This is a genomic window from Stenotrophomonas sp. S41 (genome assembly GCF_016624625.1).
In the GTDB taxonomy this organism is placed as follows: Bacteria; Pseudomonadota; Gammaproteobacteria; order Xanthomonadales; family Xanthomonadaceae; genus Stenotrophomonas.
Genome location: NZ_JACVTV010000040.1, coordinates 1 through 14,701, shown reverse-complemented (window position 1 = coordinate 14,701; position 14,701 = coordinate 1). Strand labels below are relative to the sequence as shown.

The following is a 14,701-nucleotide window of genomic DNA, read 5'->3' as shown; positions in this document are numbered from 1 at the left end:
GAAATGCGCTCAAGTAAAGTATGATTGGCTCTGGGGTCGCGAATAATAGTTGATGGGTAATGGGACGGATAAATTCAGACATCAACATGGAGCGTTTCGGCGTCGGCCGGTCTTTCTCGCGCCCCGAAATAGCATCTATCGGCGGCTTGCCGGTCCCAATTGAAATATATGGCACTCCCTGGGCCGACGGCATCCTGGAGCTCGAGAATGCCGTGCTGCTGTTCGTCACACTCGAGAAGGAGGGTGAGTCTAGTTACCTAGACGTCTTCGACGGTACCAATTTCTACTGGGAGAGTCAGAATCGGAACAGGCAATCGTCCCCCATCATCCTCAGGATCTCCGGCGGCTCGCCCACCTACCTGTTCGCCCGACTGAGATCAAAGGTCCGCGGCACATCGAGTGCGGCTCCCTTCGTTTACTGCGGCAAGCTCGACTTCGTGGCAATGGACGGCGAACATCCCGTTACGTGCCTGTTCGATGCGGTCGATGTTGGCAATGGCCACGGCGAGAGCCTTGCTGAGCTCCTGCAGTGGCGGCCAAGTGCTTCCTCAGATGACTTCTTCGCACGCCAAGTGCGGCTTAAGGAAGGCGCCAAGAAGGTGCTGCCACCGGCAATCGCTCAATCAGTTTCTGGCTATACCCCAGCCGCAGTGACTAGCCAGCTCGCATACGAAGTCGTTCTCACAGACGGCGCCATACGCAACGGCTACATCTCGGTGGACCCCAATTGGTCAGGCTTCGATGCAGCCATGCTCGGTCGCCCAGACGCAGCTTCGGGCCGAGAGGCGACTTTCACGTTCCCAGGCGGCTATCAGGTCACCTCCGATCTGCGAGCCAGCGGGCCGGGCTCGGCTCGAATCCGTGCAAGGGTTGCGCCTGCTTTTAGGCGTCTTGGCGTCGTAGCCGGCGACTCGCTGCTCATTGTCCAAGAGAGAAGTGGGCAGTACCGGATTGAGGCGCGAAAGGGCGGCAGAGACACGTTTGAGATCGGCTACGCACGCCTGCGTGAGCGCTTCCTCGCACGATTCCCAGGCTTCAGCGGCTTCTCCAATGACCAGCGCCTGCTGCGGGAAACCAGCTACAAGCGGCAATTGATGGAGCATTACCACGCGATCATGCTCCCGGCGCTCAGTAGCGAGCAGCCAGAAGAAGTCTGGTCTGCATTGATCAAACTGCTGAAAGTCCGAGTTGGCGCTGAGAACCCGCAACCCCAGAACGTCGTTGGTTGGCGAATCGTGGCGCAGTTGGCCGACTTGTCGGAAGGCGATCGCGCGGCGCTGGGTAGCGCTGTCCTTTCACTGCTTTCCGAGCAAGGCGGCGACGTTGCGCTGGATGCCTTTAATGATTCCTCGTCCAAGCTAAGCCCACCGCTGCAGCCTGCAGGCCAACGCTCGCTCTCAAGCTTGTTGCTCACTCTAAAAGATCCGACTCGCTACTTCTTCATCAAGACCGGCCAGATGCGCCGAGCCTTGGGTCTGCTCGATCCGACCTTCGACTTCCGCAAAGGCGGCATGACGGGTGAGGAGTGGGAGCGCATCCGTGCGCTGTCCTCTCGACTGGCGGCACGTCTATCGGAAGACGGCTGGCCGCCCGCAGACATGATCGATGTTCAGTCCTTCCTCTGGGTGGCGATCGCCTATGAGCAAGGCGATGGTGCCGAGGCTGAGGAACAAGAAGATGAAGCTGTGGAACAGGATGACGACATGCCCGTGATTCACGCTCCCTCCAATACCATCCTCTTCGGCCCGCCCGGTACCGGTAAGACCTACGGTGTGGTGGACAAGGCACTAGAGATCCTTGATCCGGAACTACTGGCCGCCACAAAGGGGCAGGGCGCTGCCGCGCGTGCCACGCTGAAGCAGCGCTTCGACACGCTGCACGATGAAGGTCGCATCCGCTTTGTCACCTTCCATCAGAGCTTCGCTTATGAAGACTTCGTCGAAGGCCTGAAGGCTCGCGCCGGCGAGAGTGGTGCGCTCGAGTATGGCGTCGAGAACGGTGTATTCCTTGAGCTCTGCATCGATGCCCAGCACAGCGACCTGCCGTACGTCCTCATCATCGACGAGATCAACCGCGGCAACATCGCCCGCATCTTCGGTGAGCTCATAACCCTCATCGAGCCCAGTAAGCGTCAAGGTATGGACGAGGCGCTGTCGGTTTGTTTGCCGTACTCCAAACAGAAATTCGCAGTGCCGGCGAACTTGCACCTCATCGGGACGATGAACACCGCGGACCGTTCGCTTGCTGCAATGGACGTGGCGCTCCGTCGACGCTTCCGCTTCATTGAGATGCCGCCCCAACCGGAGCTGCTCGATTGGAGTGTTGAAGGTGTTCCTGTGGGCGAACTGTTAAGCACGCTAAACAGCCGCATCGAGGTTCTGCTGGGCCGGGATCATCTGATCGGTCATGCCTATTTGATGGGCGCCAAAGACCTGCCTGCGCTTGCCGATGCGTTCCGTCTACGCATTCTGCCGTTGCTGCAGGAGTACTTCTTCGAAGACTGGCGCCGCATTGCGTGGGTTCTGAACGACGACGCTAAGCCTCACGCTGAGCGCTTTCTGCGCCAGCGCGAGCTGCAGTTGAACCGACTGTTCGCGCCCGAGGTCCAGCTGGCCCCAGACACGGCCAATTGGTACATCCATGAGGCGGCTTTCGAACAGGCGGCCAGCTACAAGGGAATCCTCGTCGGTCAGGCGGACTGACCCGTGGCCGTGCTGACCGTTCGCGAGTACGCGCGCATTGGCGTCTCAGAAGGTGGCGCGCGGCAGGAGGGGCTGGATGCCGCCTTCCTGCCGCAGGCGTCCTTTGACTGGCTGTGCGGCGAGTTCGAGCGCTTGCGCGCTGGCGGAGCGGCGCTCATGCAGCGCGACGGTGCGCGCTGGCTCCGTATGGATCAGTACGTGGGCGTAATGGAATGTCCCGACGGCACTACGCTTGAGGTGCTTCCGAAGCACGTGGCAAATGCGGATGATGCGCTGGGCGCCCGACGGCTGCTGCGGCGCATGCTGTGCACTGTCCTGGATATTCCGCCGAGGGAAGGCAGTCCGGCCGATGTGACCCTGTTCGACACGCCGTTGAATGAATGGGTCATGGGGCGATTCATCTCTGCACTGGATGAGTTGCTGAAGCGGGGGCTTCGCTTCGACTACACCCTTGTTCGGGAGGAGCAGCTGTTCTTGCGCGGCCGATTGGATATGTCGCGCCAGCTTCGTCAGTCGCCTACCCGCGCCCACGTATTCAACATCGAGCACGATGTGTTTAGCGAGGACCGCCCGGAGAACCGACTTCTGCGTGTGGCCTTGGATCGCGTGTGTGCGCGTACGCGCAATGCTGGGACGTGGCGATTGGCGCAGGAACTGTCCACGCGAATGGCCAGCGTGCCACGAAGCACTCAGGTTGCTAGCGACTTGCGTGCCTGGGGCAGCGACCGGCTGATGTCCCACTATCGCGAAGTTCGCCCGCTGTGTGAGCTGGTTCTGTCGGGGCAAAGCCCGCTGGCGCTGGCAGGCGATTGGCGCAGCCCCAGCATGATGTTCCCTATGGAGCGGCTGTTTGAGCGCTACGTGGGCGTTTGCCTCTCTCGCCAGTTCGCACCGGAGTGGCGGGTTGGCGGCGCGGCGTCGGAATACCTATGTCGCCATGGCGAAGCGAGCTGGTTCAATCTGATCCCAGACTTCTTGCTACGCCGGGCCGACGAACTGCGTGTCCTGGACACGAAGTGGAAAGTCCTCGACGCGACGGCTGGCGACGCGCGGGAGAAGTACGGGCTCAAGCAATCCGACTTCTATCAGATGTTCGCCTACGGGCAGCGCTACCTGGGTGGGGCGGGGCAGATGGCACTGGTCTATCCGCAGCACGCTGGCTTTGCGCAGCCGTTGCCGGCTTTCGACTTCAGCCCTGAGTTGCAGCTTTGGGTTCTGCCGTTCGATCTGGAACGCGGTCTGCTGGTGATGCCTGGTGCATGGCAAATGGGTGCAGCAATGGGAGAGCGAGGTCTGACGTTCGTCGCGTAGCGAGATAAGCCGGACGACTTCTGTCGTGTGCTGCCTCGGCTCTATGCTTGCTACCCAATCGGGCCGGCGTTTCGCCGGCTTGTGGATCGCTTACGCAACCCCCAGCGGGCTCAAGGTATGGGTCGGAAACAAGAAAGAAGGCCGCACAAAGCGGCCTAGGGCGAAACGAAGTATCCTTCGAGAATTGCAGTCTAAATCGCCAGCGATTGAATCCATCGCTGGCGCATTCAAAACATCCCGCGGAACTAAAGGTGTCGTGGCTACCAATGCCGTCCGATCTGGCGATGTATCATGAATTCAGTAGCCGTACTTCATTTTTCGCGCGATACTGCGAGCGGGACCATCTAGATTGAATTTTGAACCTTCGACTTCGTGTCTGTAGCTAACCGAATGGCCGCCTTGGCTCTCGGCGTAAGCGTAGAAGTGGAGCTTTGAGAGCTGTTCATTGGCATCCACCGTACCGTCGGGAAGCGTAAGTTCCAGAGTCCCTGTGCAACGATAAAGATATTTCGAATTCTCCAAATTCTCCTTATCGCTAGCCTCGGCCGCCCCATAGGTTTCAATTCCAGAGACACTGATTTTCGATTGAGAAACGATAGTCCTCACCTTCTCGGAAAGCGGCTCGTCATACTCATAGTTCCAGCTTCCCAGATTCGGATCCACATGGTCTCGAACGAAAGAGGCTTGATCGAAATTGTCTGCACAGACGTTGCCTCGAGGAGCCTTGGCCATGAATTCCTGTGCCGCTGCGAACCTTGCTTCCATCTTCTCCTTTCGGATCGCGTCCAATTCTGCTTGGTCATGCGTAACGTAGTCGGCAACGACCCTCCCAACCAGATTCTTGTAGGCATTGTCGGTGTCGACCTGGTGACCATCCTCGTAGTTGATAACGTCGTACTTCATCACAACCGAGCGCGCACCATTCAAACTTTGCATGGTTAGCTTCGCTTTGCAGGTGCGAGTGCCATTCTCAAGCTTCCGGAAGTTGAAGACATCGGAGACCTCAACGCTGGCGCTCTGTTCCTTCGCTTTGGCAAGGCCGGACTGTGCAGCTTCCACGCTCGCGTTCATCATCTGGCCCCACCCCACTGCATCTCGTGACTGAAGAAAGTTTAGCGTGGTCTCTTCTATCTGCTTGAGAACATCGCCATCGTCGCACTCCTTCGGTCCCCCGCAGGCTGTAAGCGTGGTGATCAGAATCAAGGGAAAGCTGAGCTTCAATTTCATGGCTTGAACGGCCTGTCAATGATGTGGTGGATGTCTAATCGGCACAGAAACGAAAGACTGGGATCTAACTTGATTATGTTGATTGGATCCATTTATGGAATCCAGAACGCGCCCGCTGAGGTTCGGTGTCGCGACTGTTTAAATCCAAATGCTTAGCCGCAAGCGTCCCTAGCGTCGGAGAGAAACTTCGACGAACTGCGACACCTACCCCCCCCTAGTCCCGCGTCTGCTTCTCCACGAAGCTGAGTGAGGCCGTGACGCCTCTGACTAGGGAGGGTGGTGATGACTTCTGTCGAGCCGAGATCGTTCTTCACGTTTAGTAGGGGCGTCACTAACTCAGCTAAGCCTTTGCATCAGGCCAGGATGCTATGCAGGGCGTAGGCGAGGAAGTATGACGGTCCGGGCAGCACTGAATGTCGTAACCCCTGTCGCCCGCCGCACCTCTCGGATTCGGCGTTACGAAGAATCTCCTTTCCCTTGTACGAGTCCATCCTTGTCTTGCTTCCCCTGTGGCGTCCTGAGGTCCGTAGCATAAGGCCAATGGTGTCCAGTCAGTTGGACTTTGGCCCCTGTTTGGCAGAGCGATTTTGCCACGCCGATAGAGACTTAGTCATTACGTCGATACTTTCGGCTGGGCGCCTGCTGAAAAATGCCCCATCTCTTGCCGCTTTCCTCGGCAGCGGCCTGATCGCCGTGGCGAGCATGGCACCAACGGTCACCGAAATGAGTCTAGCTATCGAGCGTCGCCAAGGCCCTGTCGCGACTGGATACCAGCGAAAAAGCGTGCCGACACTGTCGACCAGTGCTTCCTGGAATGTATGGCGTCATCGCGACGCTCTTGCACTGGAAGGGCGCGTCCCAATGCATCAACGGTCTCGTGCAGGGGTCCCGCGCAGGCAAGTAGGCGTCTTCGTAGCGGGCCTGCAACCGGTCGCTACGAAGACGCTGGCTCACAAGGCGCTTGGCTTTGAAGCCGGTTGAGAGTTTGCACTCTTGCGCGCTGTGCGCAGCAAGCAGAGTCTTCGGCCCCTCAGACTGGTCTGAACGACCACCTTACTGCTGCGCCTTGTATCGCCGCATCAGTTTGCGGGTCCTCGGCTCCAGACGTTCCCAGTCCTTCAGCAACACCCGCGCGTAGCTCATCTCTACCGCTACACCATCCCACACATCCACCATCGAATGCCGGCACATCGCCACCCGATCCCCACTAGACCTTACAAGCCTCCCACCCTCCATCAACACCCCATTCGGCATGTACTCCCAAGGGTCGCAGCTGATGAACGTCCTCACCCGTCCATCCCCATCCCGCACCACATACCAATCCGGCGTCACCTCCCGCACATCGCGCGACACCTTCGACCGATCCACCGCATAAGGCGTCAGCCCCCAGCGCGGCGGCAGCGCCACGCGCTCGCTCAGATCCCGCGCCAGATAGTCCGCCGCCCCCGCGCTGCCCACGTACCGCAGCTCAATCGTCACCTGCCGGTACCCATCCTCCACCGACCGCACCGGATGGTCCCCCGGCGGCGCGGCATTGAAGTCCGGCCAGAACACCGCCAGCATCACGCCGCCACCGGCAAACGGGCCGATCTGGTTGTAGTAGAGATTGGCCGGGAACATGAAACGGTGCGGGCCCAGGTTGGCCTCCACCGGCTGCGCCGTGTAGGTGCGGCCGCCCACGATGCGGGGGCCGTAGGTACCGTTGAGCAGGGCGAGGATCTCGTCATCCATCTCGGTGGAGGGCGGCCGCGCGCAGCCGCTGGCAGCCAGTACGGCCACCAGCGCGGCGCAGGCCATCCGGCGTGCCGGTGTGCTGGTCATGGTCATGGTGAAACTCCTTGCGCGTGATCGAGGGGATGCCGGAGCAGGGGCCTACCGCTGCCCCTGCACCCGCTCGCTGGCCATCACCGTCAGCGACAGCACCGCCATCAGCAGGCCCTCCATCTGCCGGTCGCCCAGGCGCTGCTCGGGCGCGCCGTTCTGCCGCGTGCGCTCCTCGGCCAGGGCCATTTCGGCCACGGCGCGCAGGCCGCCCAGGGTGCAATCGGCGTCGGCCAACTGCATGCGTCGGCCGAGGCTCAGGTTGCGCTCGTGCCATGGCTGGCCGTCGGCGCCTGCGCCTGCCGCAATGCGGCGCAGGGTGGCGACAAACCCGTTGGGATCGGTCGCGGGGTCATCCTCGTGATCGGCGTTGGCCGGATCGCGCTGGGTGTGCAGATCAGGGAGTTTCGTTGCGCTCATGGCAGTGCTCCGTGCAGGAAGACAGCAGCCACCGATGAAGTTGGCGGGACGATGCGTGGCTCGAAAACCGATTAGAGTCAGTCGGCGGACCCGAAGGTCCCCACGCACCGCCCGCCATGGAACGCGAACGGATTGCCAGCCGGCGCCACGCAAAGGTGACGCCGGCTGACAAGCGTAAACACACGACTCTAAGAACGGGTTTTCGACGCCCGCGCCACCCGTGTCAGGTGGCAATGCCAAGGTGTACTCGCACGGTTGCGAGATGCCAAGAAACCGTAGCCCTGAGAGGCCGCAAGTGTTGACGCTTACGGCATTGTTGCATGCAGGCCACAGCGCAAATCCTTTGCGGTGCGGTGGTTTCGGCCGGTGTTAAGTTACTGCCCGAACGCGCCTGAAAATGCACGGTTTGCAGCAGGGCGTGGTTCCGATTGCGACAGGCGATTTGCGTTGCCTTCGCAGAAAGTGGGGCGATTGCGTCACGGCTTAACTGTGCAGCACCAATCCCGGCATCGGCCACAGCAACGGCGTGCGGGCCAGGTCGTAGTCGTTGCCGTAGGCCATGGCCGCCTCGCGCGGTTCCAGATCGGCATAGCAGCCCAGCAGGTAGGCATCCATGCCGGCCTCACGGTGGTTGGTGGCAAACAGGCTCAGCAGGGCGTGGTCAAAGTCTTCCAGCCACTCGGCGTCGATCGGGGTCATGGTCATCCTCCTGGGGGGAGGGGAGGATGACGTGGGGGTGTCTCATGGGCTGGGACGGGAGGTAAGCTGTCCGGGCAGCACTGCAGCCGTGCCAGGGAGATAGGCGATGGAGTCCAAAGAGACAGCGGGACCTGCGGCAGGCGAATTCTTCATCTTCGCCCCCGACCTCGAAAGCAACCATCCATTCCGGGGCGCGACATTCGACAACATCCAGGCATTGCTGACCCCGCCCCGCCTCATCCTGCGGCCGGATGGCGGGGGCTTTCCCAACTTGCGCGAACGCCCCCGCATCATCTTCGACTCTTCCAGCGGGCCCACTCCCCGCGACCTGGAGGGGGGCTTCGGCGGCTACTGGCTCGTATCGCAGCGACTGCGCCAGGCAATGGAAGTTGTGGACCCCGGCGCATTCGAGTTTGCGGAGTGCGACATTCTGCTGGCCGATGGCTCCCCCGGCCCAGAACACTCCCTGTGCGATGTGGTGCGCGAGTTGGATGCGCTCGACGAAGTCCGCTCCCGGCTTGATATCGAGGTGGACGACGATTTCGCCAACGGAAAGTTCTACTCCATTGGCGGAGGCGCGAGCTTGACCTTCAGGCCAGAGGTGTTGATGGATGCGCACGTGTTCCTGACGCCATTCAGTACGTTTGTCGTTGTTGACCGCTGCTTCGTGGATGCCCTGCGCGCGGCTGGGATTCCCGCCGACGCGCGAACCAGTGGTATCACGACGATCGACGCGGCGGCCATCTGATCATGGCGAAGCAGGCGTCCAGGACTGGAACCACAGCATGGAGCTACCGAACATGAGTCACATTGTGCGCGAGCAGTTCTTCCTGCTGATGCCGGATACCACCCTAGGCGGGAAGGGGCACGGCGTCGTACTCGAGAACATCACGACGCTTCGTTCGTTGAAGCTGCAGAAGTCTAGTGGTGCCGGTTTGAAAAGAGACGCTTCTTGGGTTGAAGGACGCGGAATTTGATGACAGCGAATGTTCCAAAACGAGGCGAGTTCTTCGAGCTGCGACCGGACGCACGCCGCCGTGGGAAGGGGCATGGCGTTGTGTTCGAGAATGAGTCATTACTGAAAACGCCGCCGGCATTCCTGCTTCGCCCTGACAGCGGAGGCTTCCCGCCGCTGCGCGAGATTCGGAGATTGGTCTACAAGCCAAGTGAGGGGTGGCCGCCCGAGGATCTTGAGGCGGGTATGAGCGGGTACTGGCTCGTATCCGCGCGGCTCCGCGGCGTGATGGATGACGTGGACGCGGGCGCATTCGTGTTCATGGAAACCGACTACCGATTGGCCGATGACGCAATGGGTGAACCTCACTTCCTGTGCGACGTTGTACGGACGATTGATGCCTTGGACGAGCAGGCTTCTCAGCTGAAGATCATCGTCAGTGATGACTATGAGGAGGGTAAGTACTACGGCCTGGCTGGCGATGTGCGGCTGATGTTCAAGCAGGATGTTGTTGCCGGGGCTCACGTGTTTCGCCTGCCCTTCTATGAAGGTGTCTTCTGCGATAGCGTTTTCAAGGAGGCGGTGGAGGCGGCGGGGATAGTCGAGCAGGGTGCGTCGAATGGGCTGTGGTTCCACGATGTGGTGAGCAGCCATGGAGGCCAACATGAGTAGAGTGGATCCGCCTGGAAGTGGCTTTTGGGGGCCGTAAATCAAGCTGTTGGGATGTGCTTTCGTATGGGGTTCGAATAGATGCACGAGAATTCACCAGCGCTGGGCCAGTTCTACATTCTTCGCTTTGACTTCAGAAGCGGCGGACGTGGGCACGGCGTCGAGGTCGAGAATGACGAAGACATACCGCCTCCTGTCGGATTGAGTACACCCCCAGGGAGCGGCGGGCTTGCAAGCCTGAGAGTGACGCCGCGCCTTCGGTATGACCCTCGGCTAGGCGATATGCCGAAGGATCTGCAGAGCGGCGTTGCCGACTACTGGCTTGTCTCCGAGCCTCTGAAGCAACTCTTTCAATCTGCAGATCCAGATGGTTTTGTCTTTGTTGAGTGCGATTTCCATCTTGAGGACGGGACGCAGGCGCCGCCGCACTACTTCTGCGAGGTGACCAGGGTGATCGATGCGATTGATCTGGCCTGCTCAGAGGTCAAGGTTCTGACAGAGGGATACCCGAATGGCAAGTACTACAGTGTTTCGGGTGGTGCTCGTTTGGCCTTCGATGCAAGCGTCGTTGGGACGGCGCATGTGTTCATGACGCCCTACACCGCCGACGTCTTCTGCGACAGAGTGCTGCGAGATGCGCTGATCGCGTCAGGGTTTGGCGTTGGGGGCGCCACGCGAGGTGTTCGGCTCATTGATGCTGCTCGCATTTGATCGTTGATGACCTTCAGTTTCGTGAAGTTGGGCAAGGAGCGAGTAGGGCAAATGTGTCTAACATGCGCAGGTGAGTCAGGACGCCGCGTCCAATTCGGAGTCAGGAGGGGCCTATGAAAGATGCAATCGCGCCGACGCGCGGAAAGTTCTACCTCGCCAGGCCGGACACGCGAAGCGGTGGGAGGGGCCGGGGAGTTGTGCTGGATAACAAACGTGATGTGCCGCTGGCACGCCATCTCAGCTTGCCTGCAGGGACTGGCGGTCTTTCTGCTTTGGTGGAGATTCCACGCCTTCGCTATGACCATCTAGTTGGTGATATGCCTCAGGATCTGGAAGGTGGATTCAAGGGGTACTGGCTGGTATCAATGCCGCTGAAACGCGTTCTCGAATCAATGGACCCGGCGGGATTTCTGTTCAGGGAGTGCGTATTCACGCTCGAGGATGGCCCCGTCGGTGAAGATCACTTCCTCTGTGAAGTGGTCCGCACGCTGGACGCCATCGACGAGTCAGCTTCAAATGTGAGAGTGCTCCACGAAGGGTATCCAAATGGAAAGTTCTACGACATAGCCGGTGGCGCCAGCCTGGCGTTTCGAGAGGATGTCGTTGCTGGATCACACGTGTTTAGAACCCCGTTCACTGCTGACGTGTACTGTGATCGGGCTATGAGAGATGCACTGATTGAGTCTGGATATGGCGTTGAACCTGCCACGCGTGGCGTTTGGCTCACGGACGCAGCAGAACTCTATTCAGTGACTGCATAGGAAGCCTGCTCCGAACGTGATCTGCGAATTAATTTGCTGCTGAAATCGAGGGCTTTTCATGGAAACTGAAAACACACCAGTGGAAGGTGAGTTTTATCTTCTTCGGCCGGACGTGCGAGGGGGTGATCGCGGACACGGCGTAGTGCTTGAGAACGAAAGCGCACTGCCATTGCCAGAGCATCTTAGTGAGCCACCATCTGCGGGCGGGATTGGCTCAATGAATGAAATGCCTCGATTGCGGTATGACAGCCGGATTGGCGAAATGCCAGGCGATCTGCAGGCGGGTTTCAAGGGTTACTGGTTGGTGTCGGAGGCACTTAAATCTGCCATGCAGACCATGGATGCGGAGGGCTTCTCTTTCATCAAGTGTGAATTCCGACTCGAAGATGGCTCAGAGGCGGCCCCGCACTATTTGTGCGAAGTGGTCAGGGTTCTGGATGCGATTGACGAGGAAGCGTCGTCGGTGAACATTCTTACGGACGATTATCCTAACGGGAAGTACTACAGCATTGGGGGTGGTGCCAAATTTGCATTCCGTAGAAGTGTGATCGGCACGGCGCATGTTTTCAGAACGCCATATACTTCGAATGCATTCTGTGATCGGACCATGAGGGATTTCCTGATGGAGAGCGGGTTTGGCCGGTATCCTGATGCGCGCGGAGTTCGGCTGACTGACGCTTCTGACATTTGAGTACTGAGCATTTTCACGAGCGAGGCAGACAAGGATGTCAACCGCTAAGACAATTCTCCAGAGTCATCACGTCCTGGAGCAAGCGCTGTTCAGTAATAGCCCATTGCTGAAAAAGCTGGACCAGTTCAACCTGCTGGACAAGGACACGTCCGCGAATCGCCTGTATCTGCCAGTCAAGGGTTACCTCGCCGATGATTTGGATACATCACCCCACAGGGGCCGTACGCGCAGCTCTTACACCGATGGAGTGATGGATTACCTTGAAGGTTTGGGTGAGACCCGAGACGGCCGTGCCGCTCTGGAGAATGACCTTGCGGCACTTCAAAGAGTATCGGCGAGGGTTGAGCGCTTTCGCGACACACTGAAAGTGGCATTGATAAATGGCGACGCGTTTGCAACGACGCCAGACGGAATGACCGATGCTGAAGCAAATGCTGTCAACAGGAAGTTGTATTCTCGATTCGCTCAGTACGATGTAGATCATGCAGCTCAGATCAACTCGCTGAAACTAATGGGCGGTATCGAGTCCGAGTGGTCGGCGGTCATCCGTTCTGATTCGAGGGTTTCGCGAGTCATCGATGAAATCTACGGCGCGCCGAGCAACTTGGTGCGCGGATCAAGCAAGGTGGATATGCCAGCTCGTGAAGTCGCGGGCAGAATGGAAATGCGTCTGGCGATATCTGACGCGGTGAAGGCTGGTCGCTTGACGCTGTCTGAGTCCACCACTGCGCAGGTGCGTAGGGTGCTGCTGGACGATCTTCCCGAGATCGACGGCGCTGCACGCGGCTTCTACGATCTGACGTCGACACCGCTCGGGAATTACAAGCCCGTCTCGCAGCGCGGCTTCGTAACCATGGACCTCCTCATTGGCGAAGCCTCCGCCAGCCAGCTGGTCCGTTCCGGCGGTCTGCTCGCTTCCGGCGCGGATGCCATCCTCACCACGCGCCGTATATCCGAGCACCTGCAGCAGGGCAACGGCACGGCCGCCCAGTCCGAGTTCAACCACGCGGTTGCACGCAGTGGCGGTGGCTGGCTCGGAGGCATGGCAACCGCCTCCGTGATCGGCACGTCCAGCTTCGTGCCGGCGGCGGTGATCGCGGCCGATGCGTTGTTCATGAGCAAGGCATTCGACAAGGGTGCCGACCTGCTCGACAACCGCGCCGTGTATCAGCAGAAAGACAATGCCGGCGTGCAGTGGAAATTTGACGGCAACAACTGGCAGCGCCAGGCCAGGATGGAGAACTCGGCTGCCGGCCCTGGGGTTGCCACCGAGCACAGTGTCGGCGCCAGCTATGAAAAGGCGCGCGAACTGGGAGCGAAGGCCAGCGTCAGTGCAGTAGAGCTGGCACTTAAGGCTGCGCCGGCACCGCAGGATCCCTTCAACCTTCCTGCTCGCGGCGATGAAGCAAATGGCTTCGGCAACCCAAACTGGCATCGCGATGCCCAGACCCAACAGTGGACCCGCCAGATCAAGACCGATGTCGTCGGTGCGAATGATCGCGGCGTCTACGAAACCCAGACAGCGACACCTGAGCGCGCTGCAGAGCTGAACCAGCAGGCCGTGCAGCGCATCGAGGACAACATCGCCCATGGCAAGGCGGCGATCGCGGCAAGTTACCTGGAGAATCGCGCTGCCACGCGTGCAAGCGATTTTGTGCCCCTGGTGCCCGATGCTGTAGAGGCGGCGCGCGCCCGACCGGACGCCATTCTTGGTTCGGACAACGTGCTCTACCAGCGCGATGATGCGGGTACGTGGTCCCACCAGGGGCGCGTGGCACAGGGCAACATGGCGCTGGAGCTGGAGGCGACGCGCAAGATCCAGCAGCCGTCGATTGAGGTCCTCGACCGTACTGTTGCTGCGCTTGAAGCACGCCCCGCACCTACGAATGCCGAGATGAACCGGAACGAGGTGCGGCATGGCTACGCCTCTGCTGGCATCTCGCCATCCCCGCAGTGGATGGAGGCCATCGAGCTGGCCACGGCGCGCACGCGTGCCGAGCACGGCATTACCGGCGCGACGATGCAGCAGCTTGCGCCTGCGGTTGAGGGCAATGCGGGCGAGTCCCGTGCGATTACCCACTACCAGGTGGGCGCCGATGGTGTTGCCCATCCGGTGGCGACGACAACGACCGAGGAGCTGCGGGCGGCGTGGCAGGAGGTGAGTGCGCTCGCTGCGCAGCCCACCCAGCAGCCTGGTCCTCTGCAGGCTGATCCTCTGCAGCCTGGGGGTGCCGACTACGCACTGCATCAACAGATACGCGCGGGCGTTGCTGCGCTGGACGCTCAGCATGGGCGGGCGCCGGATGCCGTGAGCGACAGAATGACCGCCAGCCTGCTGGTGCTGGCGAAGGAAAACGACCTGTCCCGCGTGGACCAGGTGGCGTTGAGCGCCGCCACCGGCCATCAGCCGGCCGGGCACACAGTGTTTCTGGTAAAGGGCGATGTGAGCAGTCCACCGTTCACCTTGGCCACCATGACGACCGACCGCGCTGTGACGACGCCGGTGGAGGTGTCGATGCAGCGCTACCAGCAGATGAACCAGGAGGCGCAGCAGCAGAGTGCTGCGCGGCAAGTGGAGCAGCAGGCGCAGGAGGGACGGGTCCAAGGGATGGGCAGGGAATAGCCCTATGGCGGCCGGCAGAACGTGGCGTGGCCATTGCCAGTGATCAGGCGGGACGCTTCCCCCCCCCCCCGGGGGGGGGGGGGGGGGGGGGGGGGGGGGCGGCGGGGGGGG

13 protein-coding genes are annotated in these 14,701 nt (G+C 60.3%); 9 read left to right on the top strand and 4 right to left on the bottom strand.

Annotation, left to right across the window (positions count from 1 at the left end; all coding sequences use genetic code 11):
- Positions 1-86: 86 nt before the first annotated feature.
- Both IAE56_RS10555 and IAE56_RS10550 read left to right on the top strand, forming a co-directional pair.
- On the top strand, positions 87-2,702 hold the full coding sequence (locus IAE56_RS10555) for an AAA family ATPase (RefSeq protein ID WP_234456012.1): 2,616 nt from the start codon (positions 87-89) through the stop codon (positions 2,700-2,702).
- 3 nt (positions 2,703-2,705) lie between these two features.
- Positions 2,706-4,013: an McrC family protein gene (locus IAE56_RS10550; protein ID WP_200752515.1), complete on the top strand. Its 1,308-nt coding sequence runs from the start codon at positions 2,706-2,708 to the stop codon at positions 4,011-4,013.
- A gap of 297 nt (positions 4,014-4,310) precedes the next feature.
- Here IAE56_RS10550 and IAE56_RS10545 read toward each other — a convergent pair whose 3' ends face one another.
- The 4 genes from IAE56_RS10545 to IAE56_RS10530 all read right to left on the bottom strand — a co-directional run bounded on the left by IAE56_RS10545 (position 4,311) and on the right by IAE56_RS10530 (position 8,180).
- Entirely contained in the window at positions 4,311-5,240 is a 930-nt protein-coding gene (locus tag IAE56_RS10545; RefSeq protein WP_200752514.1) for a hypothetical protein, read from the bottom strand.
- Between the two features lie 1,053 nt (positions 5,241-6,293).
- Entirely contained in the window at positions 6,294-7,067 is a 774-nt protein-coding gene (locus tag IAE56_RS10540) for a hypothetical protein (RefSeq protein WP_234456011.1), read from the bottom strand.
- Between the two features lie 45 nt (positions 7,068-7,112).
- Positions 7,113-7,481, bottom strand: coding sequence for a hypothetical protein (locus IAE56_RS10535; protein ID WP_108767543.1), 369 nt, complete (start codon positions 7,479-7,481; stop codon positions 7,113-7,115).
- Positions 7,482-7,964: 483 nt separating this feature from the next.
- Positions 7,965-8,180 carry a hypothetical protein gene (locus IAE56_RS10530; RefSeq protein ID WP_174213478.1) on the bottom strand — a complete coding sequence of 72 codons (216 nt, stop codon included), beginning with the start codon at positions 8,178-8,180 and terminating at the stop codon, positions 7,965-7,967.
- Positions 8,181-8,286: 106 nt separating this feature from the next.
- Here IAE56_RS10530 and IAE56_RS10525 point away from each other — a divergent pair, with 106 nt between their 5' ends.
- From IAE56_RS10525 to IAE56_RS10495, 7 genes are all read left to right on the top strand, one after another.
- Positions 8,287-8,928, top strand: coding sequence for a DUF1629 domain-containing protein (locus IAE56_RS10525; protein ID WP_200752513.1), 642 nt, complete (start codon positions 8,287-8,289; stop codon positions 8,926-8,928).
- Positions 8,929-8,980: 52 nt separating this feature from the next.
- Complete coding sequence (locus tag IAE56_RS10520) at positions 8,981-9,157, top strand: hypothetical protein (protein WP_200752512.1); 177 nt, start codon at positions 8,981-8,983, stop codon at positions 9,155-9,157.
- On the top strand, positions 9,157-9,807 hold the full coding sequence (locus tag IAE56_RS10515) for a DUF1629 domain-containing protein (RefSeq protein ID WP_200752511.1): 651 nt from the start codon (positions 9,157-9,159) through the stop codon (positions 9,805-9,807). Before IAE56_RS10520 ends, IAE56_RS10515 begins: the two co-directional genes overlap by 1 nt.
- Before the next feature lie 78 nt (positions 9,808-9,885).
- The gene (locus IAE56_RS10510; protein ID WP_200752510.1) at positions 9,886-10,515 is read left to right on the top strand and encodes a DUF1629 domain-containing protein; all 630 of its coding nucleotides are present in this window, start codon (positions 9,886-9,888) and stop codon (positions 10,513-10,515) included.
- 113 nt (positions 10,516-10,628) lie between these two features.
- Complete coding sequence (locus IAE56_RS10505; RefSeq protein ID WP_200752509.1) at positions 10,629-11,276, top strand: DUF1629 domain-containing protein; 648 nt, start codon at positions 10,629-10,631, stop codon at positions 11,274-11,276.
- A 58-nt stretch (positions 11,277-11,334) separates the two neighbouring features.
- A complete protein-coding gene (locus IAE56_RS10500; RefSeq protein WP_200752508.1) occupies positions 11,335-11,967 on the top strand; it encodes a DUF1629 domain-containing protein in 633 nt (210 codons plus the stop codon).
- 34 nt (positions 11,968-12,001) lie between these two features.
- Positions 12,002-14,590 carry an XVIPCD domain-containing protein gene (locus tag IAE56_RS10495; RefSeq protein ID WP_200752507.1) on the top strand — a complete coding sequence of 863 codons (2,589 nt, stop codon included), beginning with the start codon at positions 12,002-12,004 and terminating at the stop codon, positions 14,588-14,590.
- The last annotated feature ends 111 nt before the right edge of the window (positions 14,591-14,701 follow it).

What these genes read in the sequence shown, in the direction of transcription:
- IAE56_RS10510 (WP_200752510.1), top strand. Translation starts at nt 9,886, where the DNA reads ATGCACGAGAATTCACCAGCGCTGGGCCAGTTCTACATTCTTCGCTTT.
- IAE56_RS10530 (WP_174213478.1), bottom strand. Translation starts at nt 8,180, where the DNA reads ATGACCCCGATCGACGCCGAGTGGCTGGAAGACTTTGACCACGCCCTG.
- IAE56_RS10500 (WP_200752508.1), top strand. Translation starts at nt 11,335, where the DNA reads ATGGAAACTGAAAACACACCAGTGGAAGGTGAGTTTTATCTTCTTCGG.
- IAE56_RS10520 (WP_200752512.1), top strand. Translation starts at nt 8,981, where the DNA reads ATGAGTCACATTGTGCGCGAGCAGTTCTTCCTGCTGATGCCGGATACC.
- IAE56_RS10495 (WP_200752507.1), top strand. Translation starts at nt 12,002, where the DNA reads ATGTCAACCGCTAAGACAATTCTCCAGAGTCATCACGTCCTGGAGCAA.
- IAE56_RS10555 (WP_234456012.1), top strand. Translation starts at nt 87, where the DNA reads ATGGAGCGTTTCGGCGTCGGCCGGTCTTTCTCGCGCCCCGAAATAGCA.
- IAE56_RS10525 (WP_200752513.1), top strand. Translation starts at nt 8,287, where the DNA reads ATGGAGTCCAAAGAGACAGCGGGACCTGCGGCAGGCGAATTCTTCATC.
- IAE56_RS10505 (WP_200752509.1), top strand. Translation starts at nt 10,629, where the DNA reads ATGAAAGATGCAATCGCGCCGACGCGCGGAAAGTTCTACCTCGCCAGG.
- IAE56_RS10535 (WP_108767543.1), bottom strand. Translation starts at nt 7,481, where the DNA reads ATGAGCGCAACGAAACTCCCTGATCTGCACACCCAGCGCGATCCGGCC.
- IAE56_RS10540 (WP_234456011.1), bottom strand. Translation starts at nt 7,067, where the DNA reads ATGACCATGACCAGCACACCGGCACGCCGGATGGCCTGCGCCGCGCTG.
- IAE56_RS10545 (WP_200752514.1), bottom strand. Translation starts at nt 5,240, where the DNA reads ATGAAATTGAAGCTCAGCTTTCCCTTGATTCTGATCACCACGCTTACA.
- IAE56_RS10515 (WP_200752511.1), top strand. Translation starts at nt 9,157, where the DNA reads ATGACAGCGAATGTTCCAAAACGAGGCGAGTTCTTCGAGCTGCGACCG.